Origin of the sequence: Deinococcus aerophilus (genome assembly GCF_014647075.1) — a bacterium.
GTDB lineage: Bacteria > Deinococcota > Deinococci > Deinococcales > Deinococcaceae > Deinococcus > Deinococcus aerophilus.
In genome coordinates, this window is sequence record NZ_BMOM01000019.1 from 26,387 (window position 1) to 43,388 (window position 17,002).

General features: G+C 68.7%; 14 protein-coding genes and 1 tRNA gene. 5 read left to right on the forward strand and 10 right to left on the reverse strand.

The genetic code is table 11. The annotated features are described in order from the left end of the window. Positions 1–6 precede the first annotated feature (6 nt). The 3 genes from IEY21_RS11660 to purE all read right to left on the reverse strand — a co-directional run bounded on the left by IEY21_RS11660 (position 7) and on the right by purE (position 2,905). Complete coding sequence (locus tag IEY21_RS11660) at positions 7–1,182, reverse strand: VanW family protein (RefSeq protein WP_188904518.1); 1,176 nt, start codon at positions 1,180–1,182, stop codon at positions 7–9. Between the two features lie 119 nt (positions 1,183–1,301). Continuing rightward, positions 1,302–2,411: a 5-(carboxyamino)imidazole ribonucleotide synthase gene (gene purK / locus IEY21_RS11665; RefSeq protein ID WP_188904519.1), complete on the reverse strand. Its 1,110-nt coding sequence runs from the start codon at positions 2,409–2,411 to the stop codon at positions 1,302–1,304. Beyond that, positions 2,408–2,905, reverse strand: a complete 498-nt coding sequence (gene purE / locus IEY21_RS11670; protein ID WP_268237797.1) for a 5-(carboxyamino)imidazole ribonucleotide mutase — start codon at positions 2,903–2,905, stop codon at positions 2,408–2,410. The genes purK and purE overlap by 4 nt, the downstream gene beginning before the upstream one ends. A gap of 107 nt (positions 2,906–3,012) precedes the next feature. Here purE and IEY21_RS11675 point away from each other — a divergent pair, with 107 nt between their 5' ends. Together IEY21_RS11675 and IEY21_RS11680 are read left to right on the forward strand one after the other, a co-directional pair. Continuing rightward, complete coding sequence (locus IEY21_RS11675; protein ID WP_188904520.1) at positions 3,013–4,197, forward strand: glutamate ligase domain-containing protein; 1,185 nt, start codon at positions 3,013–3,015, stop codon at positions 4,195–4,197. Between the two features lie 15 nt (positions 4,198–4,212). Next, positions 4,213–4,288, forward strand: a tRNA-Lys gene (locus tag IEY21_RS11680). A gap of 94 nt (positions 4,289–4,382) precedes the next feature. Here the strand turns inward: IEY21_RS11680 and IEY21_RS11685 are convergent. The 5 genes from IEY21_RS11685 to IEY21_RS11705 form a co-directional block, all read right to left on the reverse strand. After that, entirely contained in the window at positions 4,383–5,492 is a 1,110-nt protein-coding gene (locus IEY21_RS11685) for a ScyD/ScyE family protein (protein ID WP_188904521.1), read from the reverse strand. Positions 5,493–5,878: 386 nt separating this feature from the next. Then, entirely contained in the window at positions 5,879–7,447 is a 1,569-nt protein-coding gene (lysS, locus tag IEY21_RS11690) for a lysine--tRNA ligase (RefSeq protein ID WP_188904522.1), read from the reverse strand. Between the two features lie 301 nt (positions 7,448–7,748). After that, positions 7,749–8,237 (reverse strand): GreA/GreB family elongation factor, encoded by a 489-nt coding sequence (locus tag IEY21_RS11695; protein WP_188904523.1) that lies wholly within the window; start codon positions 8,235–8,237, stop codon positions 7,749–7,751. A 144-nt stretch (positions 8,238–8,381) separates the two neighbouring features. Further along, the gene (locus tag IEY21_RS11700) at positions 8,382–9,536 is read right to left on the reverse strand and encodes an MFS transporter (RefSeq protein ID WP_229753061.1); all 1,155 of its coding nucleotides are present in this window, start codon (positions 9,534–9,536) and stop codon (positions 8,382–8,384) included. A gap of 153 nt (positions 9,537–9,689) precedes the next feature. Further along, complete coding sequence (locus IEY21_RS11705) at positions 9,690–10,862, reverse strand: tetratricopeptide repeat protein (RefSeq protein ID WP_188904524.1); 1,173 nt, start codon at positions 10,860–10,862, stop codon at positions 9,690–9,692. Positions 10,863–11,226: 364 nt separating this feature from the next. Between IEY21_RS11705 and coaE the strand changes: the two genes are divergently transcribed. Beyond that, on the forward strand, positions 11,227–11,859 hold the full coding sequence (coaE, locus tag IEY21_RS11710) for a dephospho-CoA kinase (RefSeq protein WP_188904525.1): 633 nt from the start codon (positions 11,227–11,229) through the stop codon (positions 11,857–11,859). 35 nt (positions 11,860–11,894) lie between these two features. Here the strand turns inward: coaE and pyrG are convergent, their stop codons facing one another. Beyond that, positions 11,895–13,550 (reverse strand): CTP synthase, encoded by a 1,656-nt coding sequence (gene pyrG / locus IEY21_RS11715; RefSeq protein WP_188904526.1) that lies wholly within the window; start codon positions 13,548–13,550, stop codon positions 11,895–11,897. A gap of 206 nt (positions 13,551–13,756) precedes the next feature. Here pyrG and IEY21_RS11720 point away from each other — a divergent pair, with 206 nt between their 5' ends. Next, on the forward strand, positions 13,757–14,290 hold the full coding sequence (locus IEY21_RS11720) for a hypothetical protein (protein ID WP_188904527.1): 534 nt from the start codon (positions 13,757–13,759) through the stop codon (positions 14,288–14,290). Positions 14,291–14,299: 9 nt separating this feature from the next. Here the strand turns inward: IEY21_RS11720 and recD2 are convergent, their stop codons facing one another. Then, positions 14,300–16,441 carry an SF1B family DNA helicase RecD2 gene (gene recD2, locus IEY21_RS11725; protein WP_188904528.1) on the reverse strand — a complete coding sequence of 714 codons (2,142 nt, stop codon included), beginning with the start codon at positions 16,439–16,441 and terminating at the stop codon, positions 14,300–14,302. Between the two features lie 75 nt (positions 16,442–16,516). Here recD2 and IEY21_RS11730 point away from each other — a divergent pair, with 75 nt between their 5' ends. Continuing rightward, on the forward strand, positions 16,517–16,996 hold the full coding sequence (locus IEY21_RS11730) for a hypothetical protein (protein ID WP_188904529.1): 480 nt from the start codon (positions 16,517–16,519) through the stop codon (positions 16,994–16,996). Positions 16,997–17,002 lie beyond the last annotated feature (6 nt).

A 17,002-nucleotide genomic window follows, 5' to 3' on the forward strand; every position in this document is an offset into this window, starting at 1 on the left:
CCGCCCTCAGTTCAGACGGGGATCGGCCGGGTTCACGCCGTACACCGCTCCCCAGGGCTGATACACACTTTTCAGAACATCCCGGCTGACTACCTGTCCCTTCACCCGGACCGTGCGGGTGATCACGCTGGTCATGCCCTGCATCGGGGTGTCGAGCAGCCGGCGGTCTCCGGGAGCCACGCGGGCGTCGGGCGTGTAGCTCGGGGCGGCGGGGGGCCGGAAGTCGCTGACCACCGGATCACTCACCGTGACCTCCCGCCCGGTGTTGGCCCCGAACACGTCGAAGCGCAAGGTTTGCTCGGCACGGTTCCAGCTCGCCTGAACAAACAGGTGCGCGGGGGTGTCGTTCCTGACCTTGAGGTTCTTGTACGGTGCGTACACGGTGGCCTCGAACCCCACCGGGTCGTAGTACTTCACACGGTGGCTGTGCTCGCTGCGGTCGGTGATGGGCAGGCCAGCGTTGTACATGGCCCGGAAGATGGTGGTGCTGACCTGACAGATGCCGCCGCCGTCCTCCTTTTCCAGCGTGCCGCCCGCAATGATGAAGCCCGGCACAAAGCCGGTGCTGGCATCAATCCGCCCGATTTCCTGGTTGAAATCGAATTCGTGGTCCGGCGCAATAAAGAAGTTGTCCAGCTTGGCGGCACCCACCAGAATGTTTTTTTCCCGGAAGTCCGGGCTGCCCGCGTAACTGCTCTGGCCGGAGGCAACGTGCCACAGCACTCCCCGCTGGGCCAGCAGTTCCACGCTGCGCTCGGGAACCACCCGTTGAAAGGCCACCCGCGCCGACGGCTCGCCCTCAAGAATGGCCTTTTGCAGATTGGCCCGTGTGCCGTCACGGTCAAAGACCCAACCGATCTGATCGGTGGCGGTCCACTGTTCCCCCACCTTGCGGAACACGGCGGGCAACGGCTGGCGGGCGTTGACCTCCCGCTCGATGCGGTCCAGCGTGGGCGTCAGGGTGGTGCTGAGCTTGTTGTATTCCCTGCTGCGGGCGATGCCCTCGGCGGGCAGGAGCCAGCTCTTGGCAAAGGTGTGGGTGGTCTGCTCTCCCGCGTGAATCTTGTGCTGCTGGTCCACCAGAATCAGCTTGAAGGGCTCGGAGACGGCTCCGCCGGAGGACTGGGCGTGGGCCGTGGTCATCAGCCCCACGGCCAGCGCACTCAGAAGGATGGGATTCATGCCTTCAGGTTAGGCAATTCAGGGCAGACCCCCGTGAGCACCGGCGTCCACAGCGTTTACAGGCTGTTGCTGCGCCATTCACACACTGGGGGTCTGGGACTTTCAGGGAATTGGAACCTTCAGGGAATCAGGGCCTCGAGCTGCGCCAGCCGCTGACGCAGGGTCTGCTCGTCCGGAGCCACCAGATTGACGTGTCCCAACTTGCGTCCGGCCCGCCAGTCCTTGTGGTACAGGTGCAGGTGCGTGCCCGGCAGAGCGTCGATGCCTGCCCAGTCGGGTTCCAGCGGGGTGCCGTCCGCCGCCGCCACCCCCACCACGTTCACCATCGCGCAGGGGTGCAGGGGCCGCCAGTCGGCCAGTGGCAGTCCGAGCACCGCGCGCACCTGGGCCTCGAACTGACTGACTCCACCACCGTCCTGGGTCAGGTGGCCGCTGTTGTGTACGCGCGGGGCGACCTCGTTCACCAGCAGGCGGCCGTCCGGCAACTGGAAATATTCCAGCGTCATCAGTCCTTCCAGACCCCAGGCCTGCGCCACCTGCCCGGCCAGTTCCCGGGCCTGCCCCTCGCCCGCCGCGTTCCCGGTATACAGGCTGGTCCGCAGAATGCCGTTCCGGTGAACATTTTCAATCAGGGGGCCGGAGGCCAGCCGTCCGTCCGCGGTGCGGGCCACCGCCAGACTGACCTCGCGCTCGAAGGGCACCAGCCCCTCCAGCACGCACGGCACCCGGCCCAGCCCGATCCAGGCCGCCGACAACGCCGCCGCATCCGACACGCGGGCCTGTCCCTTGCCGTCGTAGCCCAGTTCGGAGGTCTTGAGAATGCCCTGGCCTCCCACTGCCGCCAGCGCCGCCTCCAGATCGGTCCCGGCCTCGATCACGGCAAAGGGCGCGGTCCCGGCCTCCGCCGCCCGCAGCGCCTCCTTCTCGCGGGCACGGTGCTTGCTGCGTGAGAGCAATTCCCCGCCGGGACGCACCGGCACGCGGCCTTCCAGGGCGGCCAGAGCGGCCAGGGGCACGTTCTCGAACTCCAGGGTCACGGCGTCACACCCGGCCAGGGCCTGCAGCGCGGCCGCGTCGGTGTAGGGCGCGTGCCGGTGGGCCGCACACAGCCGCGCCGGGGCCTGGGCGTCGGGCTCCAGCACGGTCACGCGCACGCCCAGCGGCAGGGCGGCCAGCGCGAGCATCTGCGCGAGCTGGCCGCCGCCCAGAATGCCCAGGTGGGGGGTCATTCCGCGCCCGCCTGGGGGTGGCCCTCGAAGTACGGGTCGTCCAGCACAGCCCGGGTCTGCTGCTCCCGGAAAGCCTGCAGCCGGCCGCGCACCCCGGCGTCGGTGGTGGCGAGCAGGGCGGCGGCGAACAGGGCGGCATTCTTCGCCCCGGCCTGTCCGATGGCAAAGGTCGCGACCGGCACGCCGCCGGGCATCTGCACGATGCTCAGCAGGCTGTCCTGGCCGCTCAGGGCGCGCGACTGCACCGGCACCCCCAGCACCGGGACCCACGTGAAGGCCGCGAGCATGCCGGGCAGGTGGGCCGCCCCGCCCGCCGCGGCGATGATGCACGAGAAGTTCAGCCGCTCGGCGCGCGCCGCGTAGTTGGCAAGCAGTTCCGGCGTGCGGTGCGCCGAGAGCACCCGCACCTCGTAGGCGATCTCCAGGCGGGCGAGCAGTTCCAGGGCACCCTCCAGCGTGGGAAAGTCGCTGCGGCTGCCCATCACCACGCCCACGCGGGGCAGCGGAACCGGGGTGGAAGAAGGCGGGGAGGTCACGGCCCACATGCTACCTGCCCGCCGCTGCCCGGACCCTGCGGGCCGCCGCACGCTAGCCTGAACATGTGACGGCCCCCCCACTTTCCCCCCCCGATTACCCGTGGCTGTTCTCCCGCACCCGTGCGGGCCGGGCCCGTGGGCCGGGAGGAGCGCGGGCCCTGCTGGACGCGCTGGGGGCACCGGATACCGCGCTGCCATGCATCCGGGTGGTCGGCACCAACGGCAAGGGCAGCACCTGCGCCATGCTGGAAGCGGGACTGATCGCCGCCGGGCTGCGCGCGGGCCGCTTTACCAGCCCGCATCTGCACGCCTACGAGGAACGCATCCGGGTAGGCGGCCGCACTCTGGACCCGGCACGCACCCACGCCTTTATCGAATGGGCCAAGCAGCATGCTTCCGACGCCGCCTTCTTCGATCTGACGCTCGCGCTGGCCTGCCAGGTCTTTGCGCAGGACGGCGTGCAGGTCGCGGTGATGGAGGCGGGCGTGGGCGGCGCGAGCGACGCGACCCAGGCCCTGAGCAACGTCGTCGCCGTGGCCCTGACCAATGCCGAGCTGGACCATACCGGGGTCCTGGGCACCACGGTCGCCGAGATCGCCCGCGACAAGGCGGGAGCGGCGCGGCCCGGCCTTCCGCTGCTGACCACCGCCAGCGGCGCGGCCCTGACGGTCGTGCGCGAGGTGGCGGCCAGGGTGGGGGCACCGCTGCTGGCCCCCCAGACGCACCCGGCGCTGTTTGCCCTCCCCCATCCCCCCCGGCTGGCCGGACCCCACCAGCACGTCAACGCGGCCCTGGCCGCCGCCACGCTGCGGACCCTGGGCCACGCGGAGGGAGTGTCGGCGGCCCTGGAGGCCACCCACCCGGCCCGCCTGGAGCGGCTGGAGTGCGGCGGAAAAACCGTCCTGATTGACGGCGCCCACAATCCCCACGCCACCCGCGCCGTGGCCCAGGCCGTTCCCCACGCCGACGTGCTGCTGTTCGGCAACCTGGCCCGCAAGGACACAGACGCCACGCTGACGCCGCTGCTGCCGGTGGCCCCCGTGCGGGTCTTCACCGCGCCGGGTGACCTGGCCACGCCCCCTCAGGAACTCGCCGACCGGTACGGCGGCCACGCCTGCCCCGACCCCGCCGCCGCCCTGGCCCAGGCGCTGGCCCTGACGCCGGCGGGCGGTACCCTCCTGGTCACGGGAAGCCTGTATCTGGCCGGGTCGGTGCGCGGGCAGCTTGACAGCTCCGCATCCGCCGGTTAGACTTCTCTCCGCTCTGGATCGTTAGCTCAATTGGCAGAGCAGCTGACTCTTAATCAGCGGGTTGTAGGTTCGATTCCTACACGATCCACCACCGAGAAAGCCCCGTCCCATGCGGGGCTTTCTTCTATGCTTCCCGGGAGGCGCGGGCCTGTAACCGCGGCCTGCGCCGCTGCGGACTGCCGGGACTAATCGCTGGCCGCCACGGGCGACTTGCTGGTCAGGCCGTCCCACCTCAGCACCTTCCCGGTGCCCGGAGCCGCCGCGCCGCCCACCGATATGAAGGCGTCGCCCTTCTGGTTAAAGGCCACCGAGGTCGGGGTGTCCAGGCCCGTCAGCAGGGTTTCCTTGACGCCGCCCGCCTTGAGGCGCACCACCGAACCGGTATTGGGCGTGAAGCCCTGTCCGCCGAACAGGCCCAGCTGAACGGCGTACAGGTTGCCGTCCGGGCCTGTTGTCAGGTCGGTCGTCATGGTCAGTCCGGTGGCCCAGTCGGTCTGGGTTCCGTCGCTGGCGACCCGGACCACCTTGCTCGATCCCGGTGTGAACGGGAAGCCGGGCAGCAGGGACACGTAGGCGGCTCCGTCATTGAGGAAGGCAATGCCGGTGGGAACCGCCTGCGAGGTGGGGGGAATGCCCGGCCCCGGATTGTCATTGGGCAGGTTGTCGAAGACGGTGACCAGGGTGATCTCCCCGGTGGCAGGGTTCACCCGCAGCAGGTCGTTGGCCCCGGCATCGGTCATCCACAGCTGGCCGTCGGGTCCGGCGGCGAGGCCGTAGGCATGGGAATCCTTTTCCTGTCCGTCAGGATTCTGGGCGGCCTCGAAGGTCCAGGCGTTGGCGATCTGCGTCACGCCGGAGTCATCCAGACGCAGCAGCACCGACGTCTGCGGCAACTGGGCAATGCTGGCTCCGTCACCCCAGTGGCCGGTGCTGATGTAGAGCTTGCCCCCCAGCTCGGCCAGCCGGCTGGCCCCCTCAGGGCCCTCCGCACCGGCCACAGAGGTCAGGGTGGCCACGGTGGTGGCCGCGCCCTGTGCGTTCACGCGGATGATTCTCGCCGTGTTGCCATACATGTTGACTGTCGGATCGGTGCTGCCGGGCCCGGCAGGCGTGGTGAAGCTGTTGGGCCCGCCGGTGCCGGAGTCGGCGATCCAGACCGCTCCATCGCTGCCCACGTACACGCCCTGCGGACCGTTGAGGCCCTGGGCCACCACGCTGCCCTGATGATTGATGGGAGGCGGCGCCGGAGTGCAGCCTGCCAGCAAGGTCAGGGTCAGGGCAGTTATGCCCCCCATCAGCGAAGTCTGATGTCGTCTCAAACTCATGTCGTCCTCCTGTGTCTGTGCCCGTCTGGAGCCAGCAAAAGGGAACTGAACGGTCTGTCTCACCCAAGGCGCCTGGAAACAAGGCAACACTGTCCCATCCACCGGCCGGGATCACCGGTGGGCCGTGCAGACAGCGGCCGTGACCGGCCCCGCAGGGGGAGAGAGAACTTCGACTCGGCTATGGCATCACCTCCTCAGCAACAGGGCGAAGAGCGCGCGGGTTTCCTGAGCGTACACCTCCCCCCTGACCTTGACAAGCGGGCCGACCGGTTTGAAGGCCAGCAGCTTGAGCCACATATCAGGAACGTAAGGACCGGGCCGGGACATCTCTGTCCGGCCCGGCCCTGGAAGAACGCTCAGGGCTGCTGGGGGTCGGGTGCCGGTGTCTCCTGTAGGGCCTCCGCGCCGCTGCCCTCGGGCCGCAGCAGCGGAAAGAGCAGCACGTCGCGGATGCTGTCACTGTCGGTCAGCAGCATGGCGAGGCGGTCCATGCCCATGCCCATGCCGGCAGCGGGCGGCATGCCGTACTCCAGCGCCAGCAGAAAATCCTCGTCCTGCTCGTGGGCCTCGTCGTCGCCGGCGTCGCGGCGCGCGGTCTGGCTCTCGAAGCGGGCGCGCTGCTCCAGGGCGTCGTTCAGCTCGGAATAGATCGGGGCCAGCTCGAAGCCCGCCACGAACAGGTCGGCGCGCTCGGCCAGACCGGCGCGGCTGCGGTGCGCCTTGACGAGGGGGCTGATTGCCAGCGGCACGTCGGTCACGAAGGTGGGGTCCACCAGGGTGTGTTCCACGTACTCGCCGAACAGCTTGTCCAGCAGCTTGTAGTCGGGCACCTTGCGCAGCTCCGGATGACGCTCATCGGTCCACGCACGCAGGCGGGCAAGGTCGGTGGGGTCAAAGTCCAGGCCCGCGGCCTGCTGCAGCGCCGTCACGAAATCCAGCCGCCTGAACGGCAGGGCGAAGTTGATCTCGCGGCCCTGGTACGTCAAGCGGTCGGAGCCGCTGACCTGACGCACCAGTCCCGAGAGCATCTCCTCGACCAGCCGCATCATGTCGTTGTAGTCGCCGTAGGCAAAGTACGCCTCCAGCATGGTGAATTCGGGGTTGTGGGTGCGGTCGATGCCCTCGTTGCGGTAGTTGCGCCCAATTTCGTAGACCCGCTCGAAGCCGCCGACGAGCAGCCGCTTGAGGTACAGCTCCAGGCTGATGCGCAGACTGAAATCGTGCGACAGGGCGTTGTGGTGGGTCTTGAAGGGCTTGGCCTCGGTGCCGCCCGCCACGGTCTGCAGCGTGGGGCCTTCCACTTCCATGAAATCGCGTTCGTCGAGGAAGGTGCGGATGTAGCGGATAGCCTGCGAGCGGACGCGGAAGGCCGCGCGGCGCTCGGGGTTGATCATCAGGTCCAGGTAGCGGCGGCGGGCACGCAGTTCCTCGTCCTGCAGGCCGTGAAACTTGCTGGGCAGGGGGTGCAGGCTCTTGACCAGCGGCTGCCACGACGTGACCCGCAGGGTGAGCTGACCGGTGCGGGTCACGAAGGGAAAGCCGCGCACACCGATGATGTCGCCCAGATCAATCTTCTTGGTCGGATCGAAGTGCTCGGTGTCCTGCTTGGAAAAATGCAGCTGCAGCGAACCCTCGCCGTCACTGAGGTCCGCGAAGGCCGCCTTGCCCATGTGCCGCAGCAGCGTGACGCGCCCGGCCAGCGCATAGACCTCCTCCGGCCATTCCTGGCCCGGCTCCAGCTTGCCCTCGGCGTCGGCGGGGTGGGCGGCGAGCACGGCGCGGGTGGCGTGGGTGCGCGGGTAGGAGTACGGCGAGGCCTCGAAACCCGCGGCGACCTGGGCGTCCAGGTTGTTCAGGCGGCTGACGGTCTGCTCGTGGAGTCCTTCGGGGCGAGGCGGGGTGGAAGTGGGGGAAGCGTCGGACATTCCTGGCAGTATAGGCGGCGGGCTGTGTGGTCACGGCTGTCCACGCACCATGCCGTGCCCCCCTGAAGGCGGCGGCGGGGCCCAGCGGCGCGTGAAGATGGGCCGTAAAGCGCAAAATTCCAGTGACTGATGGGGCGCAGATGGCCGCAGAATCGCCCACACCAGCACAGAAACGACGCCCCACCGACCGGGCCTGAGCGACAGACCGCCGTCGCCGTGACCGGCTCCCGCACCAGGAAAACACAGGAGACGGCAGACGGCGCACAAGGGCCGTCTGCCGTCTCCTGTGAACTTCCGGGGCTCAGTACTCGATGCTCTTGATCTTGTACTTCATCTGCTTGCCGTTGTCCAGATTGACCACAAAGGCCTCTCCCTTCTTGCGGCCCATCAGCTCCTTGCCCACCGGGCTGTCCTCGCTGACCCGCGGCAGGCTGCCCCCCGTGACGGTGGCCTCGGGCGCGCTGACGACGAGCACCTTCATGTCCTTCTTGGTGGCCTCATTGCCCAGCACCACAATGGCGCCCAATTCCACGCGGCCCTCGTTCTCATGGTCCTCGATGATGGTGGCCAGGGCCAGGGTGTCTTCCAGCTCGTCAATGCGCGCCTCGATGTTCATCTTCTCGCGCTTGGCATCTTCCAGGCCGGTGTCCTCGGTATCGGCACTCGTCTCCATCTGCTCCTGCAGAATACGGGTGGCCTCGGCTAGGCGGGCCTGTTCCATGTTCAGCGCCTTTTGCAGCCGCTCGTAGCCCTCGCGGGTCAGTTTCACCGTCTTGGTCGCTTGTGTCACCGTTATGCCTCCGTTGCGCCGCTGGCCGTGACCGGCGGGGAGTGGGTTCAAAATCACTGTGAGAAGTCAGCGCGCATTCTGGCACAGGCCCCCGGCGCTGGCAATCAATTTTGCCTGTGTCCGGGGGCCTGTGTCACTTCCCGCTCAGGTCGGCTGACCTGCGGCCGGCAGAACCGCCATCTGAGTGACACGCCGGGTGGCCCAGACGACCACACACAGCAGCCCCGCGAGCAGCGCCAGCGTGACGGGCACCGCGTCGGGACCGTGGCGCGCCGAGAGCACCCCCAGTCCCCACGGAGCCGCGATGCCGCCCACGCTGCCCGAGGTGAGCAAAAAGGGCACCAGCCGCGCGGGCAGGTGGCGGGTGGTCCACACCAGGGTGGTCCCGAACACCGGCCCCAACGCCAGCCCGGCCAGCACGTAGGCCACCGGGGCCAGCGCCGCCTGGGTGGCCGCGAGCGCGAATACGACGGTCAGGGCAGCGCAGCCCAGGACCAGTCGGTGCGGGCGCACCCGCGCCCCGAACAATCCGGTCAGGATGCGCCCCACGGTCAGGCCGCCCCAGTACCCGCTGACGACCAGCGCGAAGGCGGCGACGCCCAGGCTTTGCAGGTGGCGGCCCGCCCACGCCCCAAAGCCCACCTCCAGGCTGACATAGAGGGCGATCAGCAGCAGGAACAGCGCGACCTGCACGCCCAGGCGGCCTGGAGCGTCCGGCAGCGGCGTCTCGCGCATGGCCGGAAATCCCCACAGCCGCGCGACGAGTAGGGTCAGGCCGCACAGCGCGGCCACGCTGAGAAACGGCACGGCGAGGTTGCCGCCAGAGCCGGCCACCAGCAGCGGTGAGAGGATGCTGCCCACGCCGAACACTGCGTTCACCAGATTGATGGCCCGCGTGCCGATGCTCGCGTACGCCGCGTTCAGGGCTCCGCTCACCCCGCCCAGCCCAAAGCCGCCCAGCAGCGCGCCGCCCACCGCCAGCGCCCAGACCGGGGCCACGGCCACCGTGCTGACCCCCGCCGCCAGCGTCAGCACACTGCCGACCACCACCCGGCGCAGGCTCAGGCGCGTCAGCAGCACGCCCACCAGCGGAGGGGCCAGCGCCGAGCCCAGGAAATGTGCGCTGGCGATCAGGCCCACTCCCGCCGTGCTGATGCCGTAACGTGCCTGGAACAGGCCAAAGGCCGGTCCATACATCGCCTGAATCACGCCCAGCGTCAGGAAGGCCAGCGTGCCCGCCGCCAGCACCTGCAGCGACAGGGAGGAAGGCGGCGGCGGAGCGCTCACAGGACCGGCCACGGCGTCATCGAAACGGCAATCACGGGGCCGAAGGTAGCATGTGCTCCCCCTGCGCCCCCAGCCTGTCCGGCGTGGGACGCGCGGCCCGTCACGCGGCCCATCAGAAATCCGCGCCTCCAGCAGGGGCGCGGACTTATGGGCACGGGCGGGCAACTACTGAACGCGGGCCAGCCCTTCCTGCGCCGCTTTGTAGTTCGGGCTGAGCTTCAGGGCGCGCTGGTAGTTCTCGCGGGCCTTGAGGCGGTCCGGGGCGACAGCGCCCGCTCCGCGCTCGTAACTCAGGCCCAGGTAATACAGGTATTCGGGTGTCTGGCTGCCCAGGGCGGCGGCGCGCGTCAGGGTGTCGCGGGCGGTCTTCAGGTCACCGCTGTCCAGGCTCAGGCGGCCCAGGTAGTAGTAGAACTCGGGATTTCTCAGCGGGTCCAGGGTCACGGCCTGGGTCAGCTGCGCCCGGGCGGTCACGGCGTCCCTGGCCAGATAGCTGACCACGCCGTACTGTCCCACCGCATAGGCGTTGGTGGGGGCCAGACGCGCGGCCTGGGCTGCCTCGGATTTCGCGGCCACCACGTCGCCGTTCAGCGCGAGCAGCTTGGCGTAGTACGCGCGGTTGTAGGGATCGCGCGGGTCGGCGATGACGGCCTGCTGCAGGTAATCCAGCGCCATTTTCAGGTCGCCGGTGGCGTAGTACATGTCCCCCAGGTTGAACAGCAAGATGGCATTGTCTGGATTCAGGGTATTCGCCTGACGGAAGGCCGCGATGGCCTTGGCCGCGTTGCCCTGCAGCTTGTACACGTAGCCGCGGTCGTTGAACACCCGGCTCAGGGCCACGTCCCTGACCTTGCCGGTCTGCGCCTGCGCGAAAGTCTCGGCGCTGTCCAGCACGCGCAGGGCCTCGGGCAGATTGCCCACGAAGGCCTGCGGGTCCCCCGAGCCGATGTACTGCTGCACATACGCCTGAGACAGATACATGGCGGCGTTGAAGTTGCGCGCGTCGAGCTGCAGCGCTTTCTTGAGGCTCTCGATGGCGGGACCGAACAGGCGCAGCTTGACCTGCGAGCGGCCCAGGCCCAGCAGCGCTTCCACATTCTTGGGGTCCAGCTCCGAGGCGGCGCGGAAAGCCACGTAGGCCTCGTCGAACTTGCCCTGCTCGTAGTTGAAGACGCCCTGTGCCACGTAGTTGGCCGCCGGGATCACCCGGGGGGCGGGGGCCGCCGGGGTGGTCTGGGCCGGCGGTGCGGGCGGGGGCGGCGTGGCGGGGGCCGCCTGGTCCTGTGCCAGGGCGCGCCCCAGCGTGGCGGCCAGGTACAGCAGGCCGGGGATACTCATGCGTCGATTCACTCGGAAACCTCCGTGGGTTGACCACACTGTGTTCACCACATACTGAGAACTGCTGAAGATGGAGACAAACACAGTCAAAAATCTGTTGTTGCTGGGACCGGGCTCTGGACTCAGGTGGAGGTGGCTCCGCAGATTCTATCCGGCAGAGCCGGCCTGATGGGCAACCCACGCCCTGCCCAGGCGGGCACAGCGCCATGATACGTGAGCGCCATGGGTCCGGGTGAAGCGGCAGTGAGAGGCTTCCGGGGAAATACAGGGCGCCCGCCGCCAGCCTGAGGCCCACAGATGACGGCCGACTGACGCAGCCTTCCCTGCCCGGATCTGCCCGGACCAGACTGCTACAGTCGCGGGCATGCCCTCCCCCACCGTGGACCCGGCCTCCGCCCCACCGCCACACAGACTGGGCCTGACCGGCAGCATCGGTGCGGGCAAAAGTACCGTGGCGGAGCTGCTGCGCGCCCGCGGCCTGAGTGTGCTGGACGCCGACGAACAGGCCCGCCACGCCACCCAGGAACCGCAGACGCTCGCCCGCATCGGGGCCGCCTTTCCCGGCACGGTGGTGGGCGGAGTGCTGGACCGCGCCGCCCTGGCCGCCGTGGCTTTTGCCGATCCGGCGCGGCTGGCCGAACTGAACGCCATCGTCCATCCGCGCGTGCGCGCCAGGATGCAGGCGCTGGAGGCGGAAGCGGCGCGGCGCGGCGCAGCCTGGGTGGTCCAGGACATCCCCCTGCTGTTCGAGGGCGGGCTGGAATCGGGCATGGACGCCGTGCTGGTCGTGGACGCCCCATTGGAAGTCCGCCTGGAGCGCGTGATGGCCCGCAGCGGTCTGTCCCGTGAGGAAGTGCTCGCCCGGGACGCCCGCCAGATGCCCGCCGCCGAGAAACGACAGAAGGCCACCGTTGTCATTGAGAACGGTGGCCCCCGGGAAGCCCTGGACGCCCAGCTGGACGCGGCGCTGCGCACGCTGGGCATCACGGCGCGGTAAGGGCGAGGGCGGCCCCCACCCAGCCCTGTCCGGCCTCAGCCCGCCTGGGTTCCGCCTTCCCGGGTCCCGGCGTGCTGCCCCTTCAGGGCCGCTTCCACGAAGCCCACGAAGGGCGGACTGGGACGCATGGGGCGGCTCTTGAACTCGGGGTGGGCCTGCAACGCCACGAAGAAGGGATGACCGGGAATCTCGATGGTCTCGACCAATCCCGCGCCCCGGCCCTCCACGCCGGGCGTGACGCCGCTGATGGTCAGGCCTGCGTCCTGCAGCTGAGTCACGTAGGCGGGGTTGACCTCGAAGCGGTGGCGGTGGCGTTCGCGCACGGTGCCGCCCTCGGGCACCCCGTACAGCTCGGCGATCTTCGTGCCGGCCCGCAGGTTCATGGGCCAGTCTCCCAGACGCATGGTTCCGCCCATGCCGGCCACTTCCAGCTGCTCGGGCATCAGGTCAATAACCTTGTGCGGAGCGTAGCCGTCAAACTCAGCGCTGTTCGCTCCCGCGAGGCCCGCCACATGACGGGCGTACTCGATCACGGCAATCTGCATACCCAGGCAGATGCCCAGGTACGGCACGCCGCGCGTGCGGGCGTACTCGGCGGCCCGCACCTTGCCCTCGATGCCGCGGATGCCGAAGCCGCCGGGCACCAGAATGCCGTCGGCGTCGCCCAGCTGCGTTTCCAGATCGCCCTCGGCGAGTTCCTCGGCGTTGATCCACTTGATGTTCACGCGGGCGTCGTTGGCGATTCCGGCGTGCGTCAGGGACTCGAGCAGGCTGAGGTACGCGTCGGGCATGGCGGTGTACTTGCCCGCCAGCGCAATCGTGACCTCGCGGGTCGGCTGCTTGATGGTCCGGACCGCGTTGGTCCACACGCCCAGACTGGGATGCACCCGCTCCAGTTTCAGCAGGTCCTCGACCGCCTTGCCCAGGCCCTGTTCCTCCAGCGTCAGCGGCACCTCGTACACGTGCGAAACGTCGTAGCTGGAGAACACGCGGTTCTCGCGCACCGAGGTGAACAGCGCAATCTTGCGGGTGATGTCCGGCGGCAGTTTTTCCTTGCTGCGGACCATCACGATGTCCGGGCTGATGCCCACCGAACGCAGGGTGGCAACCGAGTGCTGGGTCGGCTTGGTCTTGAACTCGTTGGAAGTTCCCAGATACGGCACCAGCGTCAGGTGCAGGTACAGCACGTTCTCGTCGCCCTCGTCGAAGCGGAACTGCCGGATGGCTTCCAGAAAGGGCAGCGACTCGATGTCTCCCACCGTGCCGCCCACCTCGATCAGAACGATCTCGGCTCCTGCCGTCTCGCCCGCCGCCTTGACGCGGCGCTTGATCTCATCGGTCACGTGCGGAATGACCTGCACGGTCTGCGACAGGTAATCCCCGGCGCGCTCCTTGCGGATGACCTCCTGGTAGACCTGCCCGGTAGTGATGTTGCTGCCCGGCGGAATGTCCAGGTCCAGAAAGCGTTCGTAGTTGCCGATGTCCAGGTCCGTTTCCGCGCCCGAGGCGGTCACGAAGACCTCGCCATGCTCGTAGGGGCGCATGGTGCCCGCGTCGATGTTGATGTAGGGATCGATCTTGACCGCCGTAACCCGGTAGCCCCGCGCCCGCAGCAGCGCTCCCAGGCTGGCACTCGCCACGCCCTTACCCAGAGAGCTGACCACGCCGCCCGTCACAAAGATGTACTTCATCTGTCCACACTCCGAAGCGCCTGACCCCCAGACCCGGCCTTAGGGGGGCCAAAAAGAAAAAACCGGGGCGCTCGGCCTCCGGGATTTCAGGATAGCACGCGGCGGCGAGCAGCAGTCTCCGCCGTCAAGTTGCCCACAGGGTCGGGACCGCTCCGGGCAGGAACACACCGCTGCCCGGAGTTTTGCAGCTCCTGATAGGGTGGGGAATGCGTGGAAAACGGATTGGAGCTCTGATTGGTGCCCTGGGCGGCCTGCTGTTCGTGCTCATCAATACGGGCGCCTTTCCTGTCCAGTTCGCCGTGCCGGTGCGCGGCCTGGGGACGCTGGCGTTCGTGTTCGTGCTGTGGCGTACGGTACTGAGGCCGCCGCCGCAGACCATCGCTGAGACGCCCCCCTCACCCACCGCGCGGCGTGTGTACTGGAACTGCGTTCTGGCCGGAGCGCTGTCCATTCCCATCGGGGCCAACCTGTTGAACCGGGTGCTGCCGCTGCCGCAACTGACTGTGCTGTGGGTGATCTTTGTGGTGGGCGCACGTTTTCTTCCCTTTACCCGCGCCTTCGCGGCGCCTGTCTTCAAACCGCTGGCCTGGGTCTTGATGGGCCTGGCAGCGACAGGCGCCGCTCTGACCCTGACGGTCTGGCCCGCCGCCCCAGGCAGCATCGCCGTACTGGCAGGTTTTGCGCTGCTGGGTTTCAGTGCCAGCGGAACTGTGAAGCGATCCGGCCTCCTGCTGGACTAACCCTGTGGGCTAGCGTCCCCGCACCCGTTCCAGCAACGCGGTGTTGCGCGGTTCACGCTGTCGGCCCGCCGCCCGGTCCCAGGCGGAGGCGGACCCCACCGCGAAGAAGCGCTCGCGGGCACGGGTCAGGGCGGTATAGGCCAGATTGCGCGACAGCATGGGCATGTGGGCCTCGTGCAGCACGGTCAGGACGGTGTGCCACTCGCTGCCCTGGGCGCGGTGGACGGTCAGGGCATACCCCAGCTGCACGTTGAACAGCTCCGCGCCGGCCAGCTCCACGACGTTGCCGTCGAAATCCACATTCAGGCGGCCCCCCTCGGCCTTGAGCACGGTGCCCAGCGTGCCGTTGAAGACCTCGTTGGTGTAATCGTTCTTCGTCTGGACCACGATGTCCCCGGCACGCGCCTCGCCGTCGGCAATTCGCACGCCGCCCTCACCGGGATTGAACAGGCCTTGCAGGTGGTGGTTGAGGTGTTCCATGCCCAGCGGCCCCCGGCGCATGGGCGTCAGCACCTGCACCTGCGCCGGCCCCCCCAGGTCCCGCACGAGCAGGGCCACGCGCCGCGCGCCGCCGTCGGATTCGGCCTCGGTGAGGTTCAGCCGGGGATCGCCCCACTGCGGAGCCGCGCCGTGCAGCAGGTCGTGCGCCGCGCGGATGATCGGGTTCTGGGCCGCCTGACGGTACACGGTCTGCAGCCGCACGGTGGGCGCGGTCTGGGTCAGGGCGTGCAGCGGCAGCCCCGCGTCCACCGGGGGCAACTGGTCGGTGTCGCCCACGAGCAGCACCCGCGCGCCGGGAGCCACCGCCGCGAGCAGCGAGAGCATCAGCGCGTCGCCGCACATGCTCACCTCGTCCACGATCAGCAGGTCATACGGGGCAGGTTCCAGGTGGTTGTGCCGGAAGCCGGCCGGACCATAGCCCAGCAGGCGGTGGATGGTGCTCGCTCCCCGCCCGGTCACCTCGCCCAGCCGCCGCGCCGCCTTGCCGGTGGGAGCGCACAGCCCAACCTCCAGCCCCAGGCGCTCGGCGAGGTCGGCCACCGCGCGGGTCGCGGTGCTCTTGCCGGTGCCGGGACCGCCGGTCAGCACGACTAGGCGGTGGTCGGCGAGCAGGTCCAGCACCCCCGCCTGCTCTTCCGAGAGGTCCTGTGCCGCGCCGGGGGGCACCGCCCACTCGTCCCCCCCCGGCGGCGTGGCGATCAGGGTGCGGATCAGGGAGGCCAGCTTCTTCTCGGCGCGCAGCACATGGGGCAGATAGATGCGGCTCTCGGCCCGCTCCTCCGCATCGGCCGCCGTGAACAGCGGCGTCTCGTCATCCGACAGGCGGCCCAGTTCCACCGCCGTCTCCACGGCCAGCCTCGCCTGCCCGGCCGAGACGCGGGTGTAGTGCGCCACCCCCCGCTCGGCACGGTGGCGCGGCAGAAAGGAGTGGCCGCCCTGCTGCGCGGCCTGCTGCAGCGCATACACCGCGGCGGCAGTCAGGCGGCGTGGATCGTCCCCGGCACCGCCCCGCGCCGTCCACAGCTTGTCGGCGGTCAGAAAGCCGATGCCCTCGACCTCGGTCAGCGCGAACAGGTCGGCCGTCAGCCGTTCCAGCGCCGCCTCGCCAAAGTGTTTGACCGCCCGCTGTGCCTGGGAAATGCTGAGGCCCAGGCCCTGCAAGCCGGCGAGCAGGCGCCGCTCCAGGCCCTGCTGGCTCCAGCTGGATACCATCTTGTGCAGCGTGCTCTGGGTCACGCCCGGTACCTGCAGCAGGCGGTCGGGCTCGTTTTCCAGCACGTCGAAGGTGGACGGACCGAACATGCCCGCGATGCGCCCGGCCAGCACCTTGCCCACGCCGCCCACGCGGGCTTCCAGGTACGCGGCCACGCCCGCCTCGGTCAGGTCGGCGGGGGCCGCCTGCAGCACCATGTTCAGCACGCGGTACTGGTACCCGTACTCGCGGTGCTCTTCCATCAGCACCTCGGCGCTGAAGGTGTCCCCGACGTCCAGTGGGGGCATCACGCCGATCACGGTGGCGTCGGGGTCCTCGCCCTCGGCGTTGGTGATGCGGGCGGTCATGACGGTAAAGCCGCTCTCGGCGCGGTAACGCACGCGGTTGACCCCACCCGACACGTGGAAAGACTCGGTGGGGGGCGCAAAGGAGGTCATCTGGCCCGCAGTCTAGCGCCACGGCCCACACCGGAAAGTCGTGTTAGCCTCAACGTCACCGGGGAGGAGCGATCCATGAGTGAACTGCAGTCCAGCGAAGCCTTCAGCCGTCTTCAGTTCTTCCGGGGCGAGGTGCAGTTCGAGGCGGCGCAGCTCAATACCCGCATCAGCGCCTTTCTCACCGCGCAGTCGTTTCTGCTGATCACCTACGGCTCGGCCATGAACAACAGCAATCCCGAATGGGGCCCGGTGTTCCGGCTGGCCGCGCCGCTGGGGTTTGCCGTCCTGGGCATTGCGCTGGGCGTCAACATCCGCCCCAGCATCCGGGCATCGGTGAAGGTCATCCAGAGCTGGCATGAAAAGCAGCAGGAGATTATCGAAGCGCATGAAACGCTCTCGGTGTACAACGTCAATGCCAGCCACGGCATCACCGAGGACTCGATCTCTACCCACAAGAGTCGGCGCTACGCCCTGAACACGCTGAACATCATGATGATCGCCTGGATCGTCCTGGGCGGCGTTGCGGTGGCCATGTACCTGCTGGGCCAGAACTGAAGTCGG